At 71.4% G+C, this 13,708-nt stretch carries 14 protein-coding genes; 10 read left to right on the forward strand and 4 right to left on the reverse strand.

From position 1 onward, the window contains the following. Positions 1 to 216: 216 nt before the first annotated feature. Complete coding sequence (locus ACWCXX_RS38280) at positions 217 to 1,323, reverse strand: hypothetical protein (protein ID WP_451135526.1); 1,107 nt, start codon at positions 1,321 to 1,323, stop codon at positions 217 to 219. A 412-nt stretch (positions 1,324 to 1,735) separates the two neighbouring features. On the opposite strand from ACWCXX_RS38280, the gene ACWCXX_RS38285 reads away from it, so the two are divergent. The 7 genes from ACWCXX_RS38285 to ACWCXX_RS38315 all read left to right on the forward strand — a co-directional run bounded on the left by ACWCXX_RS38285 (position 1,736) and on the right by ACWCXX_RS38315 (position 7,841). Continuing rightward, entirely contained in the window at positions 1,736 to 2,584 is an 849-nt protein-coding gene (locus ACWCXX_RS38285; protein ID WP_451135528.1) for a HipA family kinase, read from the forward strand. Continuing rightward, complete coding sequence (locus tag ACWCXX_RS38290; RefSeq protein WP_451135530.1) at positions 2,581 to 2,964, forward strand: DUF3037 domain-containing protein; 384 nt, start codon at positions 2,581 to 2,583, stop codon at positions 2,962 to 2,964. The genes ACWCXX_RS38285 and ACWCXX_RS38290 overlap by 4 nt, the downstream gene beginning before the upstream one ends. A gap of 233 nt (positions 2,965 to 3,197) precedes the next feature. Continuing rightward, the gene (gene fabG, locus ACWCXX_RS38295) at positions 3,198 to 3,959 is read left to right on the forward strand and encodes a 3-oxoacyl-ACP reductase FabG (protein WP_451135532.1); all 762 of its coding nucleotides are present in this window, start codon (positions 3,198 to 3,200) and stop codon (positions 3,957 to 3,959) included. A 19-nt stretch (positions 3,960 to 3,978) separates the two neighbouring features. Beyond that, the gene (locus ACWCXX_RS38300) at positions 3,979 to 4,734 is read left to right on the forward strand and encodes an SDR family oxidoreductase (RefSeq protein ID WP_451135534.1); all 756 of its coding nucleotides are present in this window, start codon (positions 3,979 to 3,981) and stop codon (positions 4,732 to 4,734) included. A 118-nt stretch (positions 4,735 to 4,852) separates the two neighbouring features. Continuing rightward, complete coding sequence (locus ACWCXX_RS38305; RefSeq protein ID WP_451135536.1) at positions 4,853 to 6,433, forward strand: ABC transporter substrate-binding protein; 1,581 nt, start codon at positions 4,853 to 4,855, stop codon at positions 6,431 to 6,433. Positions 6,434 to 6,519: 86 nt separating this feature from the next. Further along, positions 6,520 to 7,203, forward strand: a complete 684-nt coding sequence (locus tag ACWCXX_RS38310; protein WP_451135538.1) for a uracil-DNA glycosylase — start codon at positions 6,520 to 6,522, stop codon at positions 7,201 to 7,203. Positions 7,204 to 7,355: 152 nt separating this feature from the next. After that, positions 7,356 to 7,841: a hypothetical protein gene (locus ACWCXX_RS38315; protein ID WP_451135540.1), complete on the forward strand. Its 486-nt coding sequence runs from the start codon at positions 7,356 to 7,358 to the stop codon at positions 7,839 to 7,841. 49 nt (positions 7,842 to 7,890) lie between these two features. Here the strand turns inward: ACWCXX_RS38315 and ACWCXX_RS38320 are convergent, their stop codons facing one another. Further along, the gene (locus tag ACWCXX_RS38320) at positions 7,891 to 8,355 is read right to left on the reverse strand and encodes a hypothetical protein (protein WP_451135542.1); all 465 of its coding nucleotides are present in this window, start codon (positions 8,353 to 8,355) and stop codon (positions 7,891 to 7,893) included. Positions 8,356 to 8,430: 75 nt separating this feature from the next. Then, positions 8,431 to 9,102 (reverse strand): TetR/AcrR family transcriptional regulator, encoded by a 672-nt coding sequence (locus tag ACWCXX_RS38325; RefSeq protein WP_451135544.1) that lies wholly within the window; start codon positions 9,100 to 9,102, stop codon positions 8,431 to 8,433. An 87-nt stretch (positions 9,103 to 9,189) separates the two neighbouring features. On the opposite strand from ACWCXX_RS38325, the gene ACWCXX_RS38330 reads away from it, so the two are divergent. From ACWCXX_RS38330 to ACWCXX_RS38340, 3 genes are all read left to right on the forward strand, one after another. Further along, entirely contained in the window at positions 9,190 to 10,401 is a 1,212-nt protein-coding gene (locus ACWCXX_RS38330) for an FAD-dependent monooxygenase (RefSeq protein ID WP_451135546.1), read from the forward strand. A gap of 88 nt (positions 10,402 to 10,489) precedes the next feature. Next, a complete protein-coding gene (locus tag ACWCXX_RS38335) occupies positions 10,490 to 11,389 on the forward strand; it encodes a Gfo/Idh/MocA family protein (protein WP_451135548.1) in 900 nt (299 codons plus the stop codon). Between the two features lie 130 nt (positions 11,390 to 11,519). Then, positions 11,520 to 11,867 carry a hypothetical protein gene (locus tag ACWCXX_RS38340; protein ID WP_451135550.1) on the forward strand — a complete coding sequence of 116 codons (348 nt, stop codon included), beginning with the start codon at positions 11,520 to 11,522 and terminating at the stop codon, positions 11,865 to 11,867. Between the two features lie 28 nt (positions 11,868 to 11,895). On the opposite strand, the gene lnt is transcribed toward ACWCXX_RS38340, so the two are convergent. Further along, positions 11,896 to 13,512 carry an apolipoprotein N-acyltransferase gene (lnt, locus tag ACWCXX_RS38345; RefSeq protein WP_451135552.1) on the reverse strand — a complete coding sequence of 539 codons (1,617 nt, stop codon included), beginning with the start codon at positions 13,510 to 13,512 and terminating at the stop codon, positions 11,896 to 11,898. Positions 13,513 to 13,708 lie beyond the last annotated feature (196 nt).

The following is a 13,708-nucleotide window of genomic DNA, read 5'->3' on the forward strand; positions in this document are numbered from 1 at the left end:
TGATCACAGAGCGTCGCAACTCCATGATCACCGGAACCTGTGCCCACCTGGCTTTCAGGGCTGCCCACGCCGCCTGTCTGCGCGAGCTCCAAGCCCAGATGGCTTTGTCCACGAGAACGGGCAGCAGAGGTCCATCACTTCGGGAGGCACCACTGCCTGGTTCTGTTCGATTGCGGCAGTTCCGGAGAGTGAGCACCAGCGCCCCCTGTCAGTCGGCTAGAAGAGGCCGGCGCGCATGTGGTGCGTGAGGTTCTCGAGGATCTCGCGCAGCCACGGGCTGCGGACGGCCGGCAACCGGACCAGCGTGTGCTGGAAGGTTCCCGGGTCGGCTCGGAACAGGCGATGGGGGCGGGGCGGGGGTGGGTCGTCGCGGAGTACGCCGTCGGGCATGGCTCCCGACGCGGGGAGGTGTAGGTGCGGCTCGGCGAAGGCCATCCACATCCACACCCCGAACGGCAGCGGCACCGGGTGTGCTGATGCGTCCGGGTCGGCCGGGCTCCAGGGTTCCCCCGTCTGCGGGTGGGTCGGCACGAGGATGATGTCGGCGTCCGTGTCGGGGGCGGACAGACCCGGTCCGGCAAAGACGGCGCGCCGGGCCGGCTGGACCGCGGGCAGCAGGGCGTCGAGGGCGCGTTGGAACACTTCCGCGATCAAGCCGTGCGGGACGGTCACCGGTCGGCCACCCGAAGCTGCCAGCAAGTGGGCCAGGGCCCGGCCGGCCGCCGCCTCCCACTGCGGGCTCCATGACCACCAGTGGTCCAGCCCGCACAGCGAGCCCCACCTAGTGATCGGCTCGATCGGAGGCGTGCCTTTCCCCTCCTCCAACAGTTCCCCCCAGGAGAGTATTGCGGTGTCGCTGTTGTCGACGGGGAGGCGGTGCACGGCATCCGGCGCGAGCCAGACCGCCTGCCAAAGTGAGCAGTCGTCGATCCGGCTCGCCACGAACAGGCCGCACGCCTCGCAGGCCATGTTGGGGCCGTCACCCCCGTCGAGGCCGCAGCAGTAGCCGCCGCCTTCCTCAGGGACGAGCACGGTGCCGCGGGTATCCCCCGGTGCGATGACAACGCTGCCGGGCGCACCGTCGGACAAGGCGTAGACCGGAGCGTGGATACCGCGTGCCGCCGCCTCGTCTGGATCGATCTCCTCCCACCTCCGCCACGGCGCCCCCCAGGGTTCCGGTTCCACGGCGAACGTGCCTGACTCCATGAGCACCGGGAGCTGGATCCCGTTCCCGTACTTCTGATGGGCATGGGCCGGCAGCTCGACCTGAGACATCGGGATGGTCAGCCTGGCGCCACAGCCAGCACACACGAAAACGAACAAATGCCCTCCGCGAGAGAAACAGCGGCATCGTCGCAGCTCCGCGGTAAATCGGCCAACGTGTTTTTCATCCGCTGCGCAAGACCGTGCACCGCCACGGTACGTAGCGCCGCCGTTCGAATCCTCGATGTGCGGGGTGCCTCCCGAAGTGGTGGACATCTGCTGCCCGTTCTCGTGGACAAAGCCAGGCACTCCTCGCCCGCGATCACCCTCGGTTACTATGCTCACTTCATGCCGGAGGCCGGCAGTAAGGGGCGCGGTGTCATCGACGGACTGCTGGGGGAGCGGGGAGACCGGCATGCCGATCGAAACTCCCCAGATTCTCCCCGGCGTCGTTGACCGGTGACTCCGGCTCCTGCGCTTCGAAGGAGTCCTCCGTTAATTGCAAGCTTGAAGAGATAGGTGGCCTGGGAAAGTGTTGGAAGAGGTCGTGGCGACCCGCTATATCACGCCCCTGCGTGAGGGTGGTTCGCTCCCCGGGATCGTCGAGGCCGACGACCTTGGCACCTACGTCATGAAATTCACCGGTGCCGGGCAGGGGCGCAAGACGCTGGTCGCGGAGGTGGTCTGCGGACAGCTCGGCCGCAGGCTCGGGCTGCGCGTCCCCGATCTCGTGCGGATCCAGCTCGACCCGGTCATCGGCCTGGCCGAACCCGACCAGGAGGTGCAGGAACTCCTGAAGGCCAGCGGGGGCCTCAACCTGGGGATGGACTTCCTGCCCGGCTCGATCGGCTTCGACCCGCTCGCCTACCGGGTGGACGCGCGGGAGGCCGGGCGGGTCGTCTGGTTCGACGCGCTGATCAACAACGTCGACCGGTCCTGGCGCAACCCGAACATGCTGGTCTGGCACGGCGACCTGTGGCTCATCGACCACGGCGCCACCATGATCTGGCACCACAACTGGCCCGGCGCCCAGACGTCCGCCGCCAAACCGTACAACGCGTCGGACCACGCCCTCGCCCCCTTCGCCCCCGACATCGCGGCGGCCGCCGCCGAACTCGCCCCGCTGGTCACCGAGGAACTGCTCACCGAGGTCGCCTCCGACGTCCCCGACGAGTGGCTGGTGGACGAACCCGGCTTCGAGTCCCCCGACGAACTGCGCCGCGCCTATGTGGAGGCGCTGCTGCCGCGCGCCGCGACCATCCACGAGCGGATCACCATGGACGCCCCCACCGAACCCAAGCCGTCCCAGGCCCCCGGCTGGCTCACCGAGCACCTCACGCCCTGGCCCCACCCCACCAAGAAGAAGGACGGCCGGCCGTGAGCGAGCGCGATGTCTTCGAGTACGCGCTGCTGCGCGTGGTGCCGCGGGTGCAGCGCGGCGAGTGCTTCAACGCGGGCGTGATCGTCTACTGCCGCGCCCGGAGCTTCGTCGCCGCCCGCACCCATCTCGACGAGACCAAGCTGAGGGTGCTGGACCCCGCCGCCGACGTGGTCGGCGTACGGGCCGCCCTGCGCGCCGTCGAGGGAGTGTGCCTGGGCGGACCGGACGCGGGCCAGGCCGCCCGTGACGACGCGGGCCGCCGCTTCCGCTGGCTGATCGCGCCGCGCTCCACCGTCGTCCAGCCGGGCCCCGTGCACAGCGGCCTCACGGCCGACCCGGAGGCCGAGGTGGAACGGCTGCTCGACCTGCTGGTGCGCTGACCCCTCGCGCCGCGCCGCCGTCCGCGACCACCGCGACGGCGGCGCCACCGGGTGTGACACGGCCCCCGGCCGTCGCGTGCCGTTGACACCGGGTGCCAGGGCTTCTAGCGTCTCGTCTGCTGAAGGTACTAAGCGGTCGCTCAGCCATCGGGAAGGTTCCGCGCACACGAGGTCCCGTGCCGGAGGCGCCCCGAGGTCCGCTGGGCGGCGATCCAAGGGCGAGGAGAACAAGCATGTCCACCACCGAGCAGCGCGTCGCCATCGTGACCGGAGCGGCGCGGGGCATTGGCGCCGCCACCGCGGTACGCCTGGCGGCCGAGGGCCGCGCCGTCGCCGTACTCGACCTCGACGAGGCGGCCTGCAAGGACACCGTCGAGAAGATCGCCGCCGCGGGGGGCACCGCCCTCGCCGTCGGCTGCGATGTGTCGGACAGCACCCAGGTGGAGGCCGCGGTCGCGCGGGTGGCCGCCGAGCTCGGCGCCCCGACGATCCTCGTCAACAACGCGGGCGTGCTCCGCGACAACCTGCTCTTCAAGATGAGCGAGTCCGACTGGGACATCGTGATGAACGTGCACCTCAAGGGCGCGTTCCTGATGGCCAAGGCCGTCCAGAAGCACATGGTGGACGCCGGGTTCGGCCGGATCGTCTCGCTCTCCTCCTCCTCGGCGCTCGGCAACCGCGGCCAGGCCAACTACTCCGCCGTCAAGGCCGGTCTGCAGGGCTTCACCAAGACCCTCGCCAAGGAGCTCGGCAAGTTCGGCATCACCGCCAACGCCGTCGCCCCCGGCTTCATCGTCACCGAGATGACCGCGCAGACCGCGGCCCGGATCGGCATGGGCTTCGAGGAGTTCCAGGCCGCCGCCGCCACCCAGATCCCGGTGCAGCGCGTCGGACGTCCCGAGGACATCGCCAACGCCATCGCCTTCTTCACGGGGGACGCGGCGGGCTTCGTGTCCGGCCAGGTCATGTACGTCGCCGGCGGACCGCTCAACTGACCCGAAGGGCTGCGGAAACATGACTGTGCAGGACAGCGGGAAGGTCGCGCTCGTCACGGGCGCGAGCCGGGGCATCGGCTACGGCATCGCCGAGGCGCTCGTGGCCCGGGGTGACCGGGTGTGCATCACCGGACGCGGCGAGGACGCGCTCAAGGAGGCCGTCGAGCGGCTGGGCTCCGACCGGGTGATCGGCGTGGCGGGCAAGGCGCACGACGCGGAGCACCGCGCGGTGGCCGTCGAGCGCACCATGGAGGCGTTCGGCCGGGTCGACTTCCTGGTCAACAACGCCGGTACGAATCCGGTCTTCGGACCGATCGCCGAACTCGACCTCGACGTGGCCCGCAAGGTCTTCGAGACGAATGTGGTCTCGGCGCTCGGTTTTGCGCAGCAGACCTGGAAGGCATGGCAGAAGGAGAACGGCGGGGCGATCGTCAACATCGCCTCGATCGCCGGCCTCTCCGCCTCGCCCTTCATCGGCGCCTACGGCATGAGCAAGGCGGCCATGGTCAATCTGACCCTTCAGCTGGCGCACGAATTCGCGCCGACGGTCCGGGTCAACGCGATCGCCCCCGCGGTCGTGAAGACGAAATTCGCCCAGGCGCTGTACGAGGGCCGCGAGGCGGAGGCGGCGGCGGCCTATCCGCTCGGACGGCTGGGGGTTCCGGAGGACATCGGCGGCGCCGCGGCGTTTCTCACGTCGAGTCAGGCCGACTGGATCACCGGTCAGACCCTGGTGGTCGACGGGGGAATCTTCCTGAATGCGGGCGTGGGCTGAGAACGGCCTGAGAGGGTTTGGCCCTGATTGACTCAAGTGCCCTGCCGGGCCTGCGGATTGACCTGGCAGGGCGCTGCGGTATGGTCTGCCGACTCAAGGCTGATCGAGGAGCGTTCACGTGTTCTACCGGGCTGGTCGTCAGGCCGTTGCAGCTCTTGCTTCCCTTTCTCTGCTGTCGGGCTGCGGACTTTTTTCCGACAGCGGATCGGAGGTCGAGCAGAAAATAGTCGTCGGTACGACCAGTGAGCCCTCCACTCTCGATCCGGCGGGCGCGTGGGACAACTCCTGGGAGCTGATGCGCAATGTCTTCCAGACCCTGGTGAGTCTCCCCACCGGAAGTACGACTCCCGAGCCCGATGCCGCGGAATGGTGCAAGTTCACCGATACCACCAGCACCTCCTACCGGTGCAAACTGCGCAAGGGGCTGAAATTCTCCAACGGGGAAGCGCTCGACGCCGAGGCCGTGAAGTATTCCATCGACCGGATCAAGGAGATCAATTTCAAGGGCGGCCCGGTCGGCATGCTCGGCCCGCTCGACCGGATCGAGACCAAGGGGGAGGACATCGTCGTCTTCCACCTCACCAAGCCGGACGCCACCTTCCCGTTCGTTCTCACCACCCCGGCCATGTCGTTGGTGGCCCCCAGCGCCTATTCGAAGCACAAGTTGCGCAGTGACGGAAAGATCACCGGATCGGGGCCGTACCTTCTTGATTCGTACAAGCCGGGAAAGCGTGCCGAACTGGTCAAGAACCCGGACTACAAGGGATTCGCCAACCGCAAGAACGACGCTGTGACGATTCGTTACTTCAAGGAGTCCGCCCCGGTGGTCGCGGCCCTGAGGAAGAACGAGATCGACGCGATCTACCGCGGCCTCACCGCCGAGGACGTCATCGACCTCGAGGGCAACCAGAACAAGGACAGCAACCTGCAGATCGTCGAGACGGTCGGCGCGGACATCCGTTTCCTGGTCTTCAACCCCGAGGACCCGGCCGCGGGGAACGTGGCCGTACGACGGGCCGTCGCCCAGCTCGTGGACCGCGACGCCCTGGTGGCGAAGGTCTACCAGGGCACGGCCGAGCCGCTGTACTCCATGGTCCCCAAGGGCATCGCGGGACACACCACCAGCTTCTTCGACGCCTACGGGGACCCGGACAGAGCCAAGGCCAAGCAGATCCTGACCAAGGCCGGCATCACCAAGCCCGTCAAGATGACGCTCTGGTACACGACGGACCGGTACGGCTCCTCCACGGCCCTCGAATTCGAAGAGCTGAAGCGGCAGCTGGAGGAGTCCGGGCTGTTCCGGATCACGCTGAAGAGCAAGCCCTGGAAGACGTTCCAGGAGGGCTTCACCAAGGGCGAGTACCCCGTGTTCGGCCGGGGCTGGTTCCCCGACTTCCCGGACCCGGACAACTTCATCGCCCCGTTCGTCGGCAAGGAGAGCGTCACGGGCATGCCGTACCTGAAGAACGAGATCACCCGGGAGCTGCTGCCGCAGACCCGCAAGGAGAGCGACCGGGGCGCGGTCGTCAGGCAGTTCGAGCGGGCCCAGAAGATCCTGGTCGACGACGTGCGGATGCTGCCGCTGTGGCAGGGCAAGCTGTACGTCGCCTCGGGCGAGGACATCGGCGGCGGCGAGCGCGTCCTGGACCCGCAGACGGTCATGCAGATGTGGGAGTTCTACCGCAAGGCCAGCTGGTAGGGCGGAACCGGACCGGCAGGGGGCGTTGTCAGTGGCCCCCGGTAGGTTCTCGGATGAAAACCGATTGCTCACCGGAGGTTGTTCACGTGACCGACACCGACCTGCTGCCCGAGTCCTGGCGCGGCGTCCTCGGCGAAGAGCTGCAGAAGCCCTACTTCAAGGAGCTCACCGAGTTCGTCGAGGAGGAGCGGGCCAAGGGGCCGGTCTACCCCCCGCGCGACCAGGTGTTCGCCGCCCTGGAGGCCACGCCCTACGACAAGGTGAAGGTCCTTGTCCTGGGCCAGGACCCGTATCACGGGGAGGGGCAGGGACACGGCCTGTGCTTCTCCGTGCGCCCCGGCGTGAAGACGCCGCCCTCCCTGCGGAACATCTACAAGGAGATGAAGGAGGAGCTCGGCCTGCCGATCCCGGACAACGGATATCTGATGCCGTGGGCCGAGCAGGGCGTACTCCTGCTCAACGCCGTGCTGACGGTCCGCGCGGGCGAGGCCAATTCGCACAAGAACAAGGGCTGGGAGAAGTTCACCGACGCGGTGATCCGCGCCGTGGCGTCGAGGCCCGACCCGGCGGTCTTCGTGCTCTGGGGCAACTACGCGCAGAAGAAGCTCCCGCTGATCGACGAGGAGCGCCACGCGGTGGTGAAGGGGGCCCACCCCTCGCCGCTCTCGGCCAAGAAGTTCTTCGGCTCGCGTCCGTTCACACAGATCAATGAAGCGGTGGCGGCGCAGGGCCACGAGGCGATCGACTGGCGCATCCCCGACCTGGGCTGATCCGCCCGGTCCGCCGGCCGGGCGCCGGCCCGGCCGGTTGCGGGCACCCGGCGGACAGCTCCGGGGCGTCCGCCCGAGCCTCAGCGGGATCGACGGCGGCTGCGGTTAGCGTCGAGGGGGAACGGGCGGACGGGTCGGGCAGGGAGGCCGTGGTGACGGAGCAGCAGGAGGCGTCGAAGGACGCCGTCATGACCAGGATCGGCCAGGCGATCATGCTGCTGCACGGCGGGGACCGGGAAGAGGCCCGCAATCGTTTCGGCGCGCTCTGGTCGGAGATCGGCGAGGACGGCGACGCTCTGCACCGGTGCACCCTCGCCCACTACATGGCCGACGCCCAGGACGACCCCGGTGACGAACTGGCCTGGGACCTGCGGGCGCTGACCGCGGCCGACGGGCTGTCCGACGAGCGCGCCGCGCAGCACCCCGACGCGCCGGCGGTGCGGGTGCTCTACCCCTCGCTCCACCTCAACCTCGCGGCGGACTACGTGAAGCTCCAGCGTCCCGACGCGGCCCGGATCCATCTGGACCGGGCCCGTGCCGCTTCCGTCGTACTCGCGGACGACGGCACGGACGACGGGTACGGGGGCGGGGTGCGCGCGGCGATCGCGCGGCTGGAGCTGAGACTGCGCGAGCTGTGAGGGCGGCCCGCTCGTGGTGGACGGGCCGCCCTGCTGCCGTTCTCCAGGGTCAGCGTCCGTAGGTGTTCTCGCAGATCCGGGACTGCGGGCTGCCCGCGGGCCAGTGCCCGTAGCCCCGCCCCAGCGCGCAGACGTCCGTCCCGGCGACGGGGGCCGGCAGGGGCGGCGCGGGCGTGGTCACGAGGAGCGGCGCCCGGCGCGGCCGGGGGCGCGTGACCTGGGGGAGTTGGCTTCGCCGCGGCGGGAGGGGCGCGGCGCGGCGGGGGTTCGGCGGATCCCCGGCCGCCCGGGAGGACGGGGAGGCGGGCGGCTCGGAGGCCGGTACGGCTTCCAGGGAGTCGTGGACGGGCGGTTGCGCGGTCTGCGGGGCCAGGTCCTGGGCGGGGCCGCCGGTCCCGGGCCGGGCCGGGGCGTCCGGCCGGGGCTGCACGGACACGCAGCCGGACAGTGTCGTGGCGGCCAGGCCCGCCACGAGGCCCATGGTGATCCTGACGGTGATTCCGGTTCGTTGCACCCGATCAACTCTGCGGTGCGGATCCGGCTTTGAGCGGGGAGCACGACGGGGATTGGCCCGCACGGGTGACACCGGTCAGCGCGGCGCCCACCCCGGCCCCAGCATTCCGCCCAGCAGTTCGGCGAAGCCGGCGCGCAGCTCCTCCTCGCTCGGTACGGAGCGGCTGTACGACCCCGCCGCGCACGAGAACATCAGTCCCTCGCACCAGGCCACCAGGGACAGGGTGTGCCGTTCGGGATCCGTCGATCCGGCCGCGGTCAGCAGCGCCAGCAGCGGCTCACGGAACTGCCGGCCCGTGGCGTCGAAGAATTCCCGCAGCTTCGGACGCCGGGTCGCCTCCAGCGCGAGCTCGTAACGGCAGACGAGCAGCTCGGGGTGGCCGGTGAGATAGCGGTGCAGCACCAGGGCCAGACCGGCGACCAGTTCCGCCGCCCCGGTTGCCGGGGCGGCGTCCGTATCGGGTCCGCCATGTTCCGGGCCGCTTCCCGCCCCGGCGGCCGGGGCCGGGGCCGGGAGGAGCGTGTCGGTGGCGAGCACCCGGGCCTCGCGCTCCGCGAGCCGTCGCACCGCCGCCTCCAGCAGCGACTGCCGGGTCCGCGCGCAGTTGGACGTCGATCCCTGGGGGAGTCCGGCGCGCTCGTCCACCGCGCGGTGGGTCAGCCCGCGCATCCCGCGCTCGGCGAGCAGGGCGAGGGCGGCGTCGGCGACGAGATCGGCCCGGGAGGTACCGGTGGTGCGTGTGGCCATGGGGTCAACCTACCCCTCTCACTACGGGTGTAGTACGGTGAGCGTGTCACTACAGATGTAGTGCGGATGTGGTTCCGAGGAGGAGTCATGGACAAGCCCCGTGCCGTCGTCATCGGCAGCGGAATCGGCGGCCTCACCGCGGCGGTGGCCCTGCACGGCCGCGGCTGGCACGTCACCGTTCTGGAACGCGCGGACTCCCTGGAACCCGTCGGGGCCGGGATCGCCCTGGCCCCCAACGCCCAGCGCGCCCTGGACGTCATCGGCCTCGGCGACGAGGTGCGGTCCCTCGCCGCCTGGCAGGGCGAGGGCGGCATGCGCGTCCCGAACGGCCGCTGGCTCTCGCGCACGGACAGTGCCGCCGCGGCCGAGCGGTTCGGCGGCCCGCTGGTCCTGCTGCACCGCGCCACCCTCGTCGACCGCCTCGTGGCCCGGCTGCCCGAGGGCACCGTCCGCACCGGTACCACCGCGCGCCTGCTGGACCCGGGAACCGCGAGCGGTGCGCCCGCCGTGGTCGAAACGCCGGCCGGGAGCATGGACGCCGACCTCGTCATCGGCGCCGACGGCATCAAGTCGGCGGTGCGCGGCGCGCTCTTCCCGGACCACCCCGGCCCCTCGTACGCCGGATTCACCACCTGGCGCATCGTCGTCCCCGCGCCCGAACGGCACTTCTCCCCGCACGAGACCTGGGGACGCGGCGCGCTCTGGGGCACCCAGCCGCTCAAGGACGGCCGGATCTACGCCTACGGGGCCGCCGTCGCTCCCGCCGGGGCCCGCGCGGCCGACGACGAGAAGGCGGAGATGGCGCGCCGCTTCGGCGACTGGCACGACCCGATCCCCGCGATCATTGCCGCCGCCGAGCCGGACCGGGTGCTCCGCAACGACGTGTACCAGCTGATCGACCCCCTGCCGTCCTTTCACCGGGGCCGCACCGCCCTCGTCGGCGACTCCGCCCACGCGATGGCCCCCACCCTCGGTCAGGGCGGCAACCAGACCGTCGAGGACGCGATCGTGCTCGCCCACCACCTGACGACGAGCGAGGACCTCGGCACGGGGCTGGCCGCGTACACCGCCGACCGGCTGCCCCGTACGTCGGCTGTCGTCCGCAAGGCCGCCCGGATCTCCCGCCTGATGCGGCTGAGCGGTGCTCCGGCCGTCGCGGCGCGCGACGCGCTGATGGCCGCCGCCTCGCGCTTCGGGCCCGCTCTCGTGCTGCGCACCTTCGACGGCATCCTGGACTGGCAGCCGCCGCGGTCCACGTATGCTGCCCGGACGAACGACGCGCACGGGACGCTGCGGTAGGACATCGGCTCCGCGGAGCACGGAGGGGGCGCGCCCGCCCGGTGGCCACCCGCACCGGGCGGGCGCCGGACAGTGAGAGGGAGACCCCGTGAAGGTCGGCTGCATCGGACTCGGCGACATCGCGCGGAAGGCGTACCTGCCCGTCCTGACCACCGTGCCCGGGATCGAACTGCATCTGCAGACCCGCACCCCCGCCACCCTGGAGGCGGTCGCCGAGGCCTACCGCATCCCGCCGGAGCGGTGCCACGCCGACCTCGGATCGCTGCTCGCCCAGGGTCTGGACGCCGCATTCGTCCACGCTTCGACCGCCGCGCACCCCGAGATCGCGGGCCGGCTGCTGGAGGCGGACGTCGCCACGTACGTCGACAAGCCGCTGGCCTACGAACTCGCCGACTCCCAGCGGCTGGTGGACCTCGCCGAGGAGCGCGGGACGAGCCTGGCCGTCGGCTTCAACCGCAGGCTCGCGCCCGGCTACGCGCAGTGTGCCGAGCATCCGCGCGAGCTGATCCTCATGCAGAAGAACCGGGTGGGCCTGCCCGAGGAACCGCGCGGCATGGTGCTCGACGACTTCATCCACGTCGTCGACACCCTGCGCTTCCTGGTGCCGGGGCCGGTCGACCAGACCGTCGTACGGGCCAGGATCCGCGAGGGGCTGATGCACCATGTCGTGCTTCAGCTGTCCGGCGACGGATTCACCGCCATCGGCATGATGAACCGGCTCAGTGGATCGGCCGAGGAGCGGCTGGAGGTCTCCGGCCAGGACTCCAAGCGCGAGGTCGTCAACCTCGCCGAGGTGATCGACCACAAGGGACAGCCGAGCGTGCGGCGGCGCGGCGACTGGGTACCGGTGGCCCGCCAGCGCGGCATCGAGCAGAGCGTGCTGTCCTTCCTGGACGCGGTGCGCGCCGGAACGGTGCTGAGCGCCCGGGACGCCCTGCGGACGCACGAGCTGTGCGAACGCATTCTGCGCGACCTGGGCTGCGCCTGAGAGCCGGTACGCACCCGGGGGCCCGGCCCCGGAGGACCGCCCGGATCCGGCACCGGCAGCCCCCGGATGCGTGGGTCCGGGCGCCGATGCAGGCTGGGGTGATGGACCACCGGCCCGCGGAGGTGACCTCGTGAGGCCCCACGACGAGCCGAAGGGCTGGGCGGCCCTCCAGCCGCCGCCCGGCTACTGCTCGGCCGACGGACGGCCGCCCGACGCGATGCAGCGCGGGCTGATCCTCGACTGGGCGGTCAACCAGCGGATCGCGAGCGGCTGGCGGGTGGAGTCACGGGCCGAGACCCAGGTCGTCATGGTCCGGGGCAAGCCGCTGAACCACGTGCTGCACGCCCTCCTGATGGTGTTCAGCTGCTTTCTCCGGGGCGCCGTGTGGCTGGTGCTGGCCGTGACCAACAAGGTCGAAAGGGTCTCGCTCACCGTCGACGTCCAGGGCCACATCGTCTCCGTGAACGGCCCCCGGTGACCCGGCCCGCGCCGGTGGATCCACGGACTCACCGCCCGGCGGGGCCGCCGGACCCGGTGCCGGCCCCGCCTCGCGCACCGGCCGGTCCGCCCCGGTTGCGCCGCCCGGCCGACCGCACCGCTTCGAGGGCGCCGTACGCCACCAGCACCGCCGCCGCGCCCCAGAGCACCCAGTCGCCCAGCCGCACGTAGAGCGTGGTGCCCGTGGCGAGCGGCACGTCGAACACGGCGGCGCCGCTGGTGTCCGTACCGAGGGGCGCACCGATCCGCGCGCCCTGCGGCCCGTACGCCGTGCTGACACCGGTCAGCGTGGCATGCACCATCGAGCGGCCGTTCTCGGCGGCCCGCAGCGCCCCGAGCGAGGCGTGCTGCTCGGGCGCCCAGCTGTGCTGGAAGGTGGAGGTGGACGACTGCGTGATCAGCAGCTGCGCACCGTCCAGGGTCAGCCGGCGGCTCATGTCGGGGAACGCGGACTCGAAGCAGATCAGTGGTCCGAAGCGCAGCCCCCTGCCGTCGTCCGCCCTCGGCAGCAGCACCGTGACCGGGGTGGTGCCCCGCAACCGGTCCTCGCCCGCGGCCCTGCCCAGGGACGTCACCCAGCCGAGCACCGGACGGGCCGGGATGTACTCGCCGAACGGCACCAGCCGCATCTTGTCGTAGCGGTCCCCGGTCAGCCCGTCCGGGCCCACCAGCACCGCCGACTTGAAGATGCCCTTCCGGCCCGATCCGTCGGTCTGCCGGGCGTCCGTGTTGACCAGCACGTCCGCCCCCACCCGACGCGCGAGGGCCGCGATGCGGGCGGTGATGTCCGGACGCCGGGTGAGATCCGCCCCCACACTGCTCTCGCCCCACACCACCAGATCGAGATCGCGCCCGGCCAGCGAGCCGGTCAGCCGCTCGCCCACCGCGAGCCGACGCTCGACGCTGTGGGGCCCCGCGACCACGCCCGGCTGCACGACGGCGATCCTGGCCGTTCCCGTCCGCTCGGGCCGCGGTGCCCACCCCGCCATCGCTCCCCCGGCCAGTGCGCACACCACCAGGCTCACCACGGCCGTGGTGCGGGCGGCCGCGGTCACGAACAGCAGGGCGACGGCGGTGTTCACCGCCACCACCAGGAGGCTCACCAGCCACACCCCGCCCACGGACGCGACCCGGAGCGCGGGGGTCACCTGCCACTGGCTCGCGCCGAGCAGCCCCCAGGGGCCGCCGAGCGCGTCCCAGGAGCGGACCAGCTCGATCATCAGCCAGCCGCAGGGCACCAGGACGATCGCCCGGACGGCGGCCGCCGCCGACACCGGCCCGCCCAGCGTCCGCAGGACCAGCAGCCCCCACGGAGCCCACAGCAGACCGAGCAGGGCGGCCAGGACCACGATGAACACATGGAGGCTCGGCATCAGCCAGTGATGCACGGCGATCATGTAACCGGTGCCGCCGAGCCAGCCCTCCAGCGCCGCCCTGCGCCCCGTACCGGCTGAACGGATGAGGAGCAGCCACGGCACCAGGCCCACGCCGGCGAGCCACCACAGGGAAGGGGCGGGAAAGGCGAGGGCGGGCAGCGCGCCCGAGAGGACCGCGAGGCCGCCGCGCCATCGGCCGGACCTCGGCATCCGCACCCACCGCTCGCCCCGACCGGCCGGAACCAGCATGTCCCGCCTCCTCGTCCCGCCTGCTCAGCAGTCTCCACCCCGGTTCCCCGTTCCGCAGTTCTTCCCCGGCGCGGAGAGACGGAAGCCCCGCCCCGGTGAGGGGCATCCGGGCGGCGCGGGGGGCCCCCCCCCCCCGCCGGGGGGGTTGGGGGGCCGTGAGGGGGGCCCCCCCCCCCCCCCGGCCAGCGCGGGGGGA

This window comes from Streptomyces sp. NPDC001732 (genome assembly GCF_053596315.1).

Bases quoted from the DNA above. Each gene is read 5' to 3' on its own strand.
- ACWCXX_RS38330 (WP_451135546.1), top strand. From the start codon at position 9,190: ATGGACAAGCCCCGTGCCGTCGTCATCGGCAGCGGAATCGGCGGCCTC.
- fabG (WP_451135532.1), top strand. From the start codon at position 3,198: ATGTCCACCACCGAGCAGCGCGTCGCCATCGTGACCGGAGCGGCGCGG.
- ACWCXX_RS38300 (WP_451135534.1), top strand. From the start codon at position 3,979: ATGACTGTGCAGGACAGCGGGAAGGTCGCGCTCGTCACGGGCGCGAGC.
- ACWCXX_RS38325 (WP_451135544.1), bottom strand. From the start codon at position 9,102: ATGGCCACACGCACCACCGGTACCTCCCGGGCCGATCTCGTCGCCGAC.
- lnt (WP_451135552.1), bottom strand. From the start codon at position 13,512: ATGCTGGTTCCGGCCGGTCGGGGCGAGCGGTGGGTGCGGATGCCGAGG.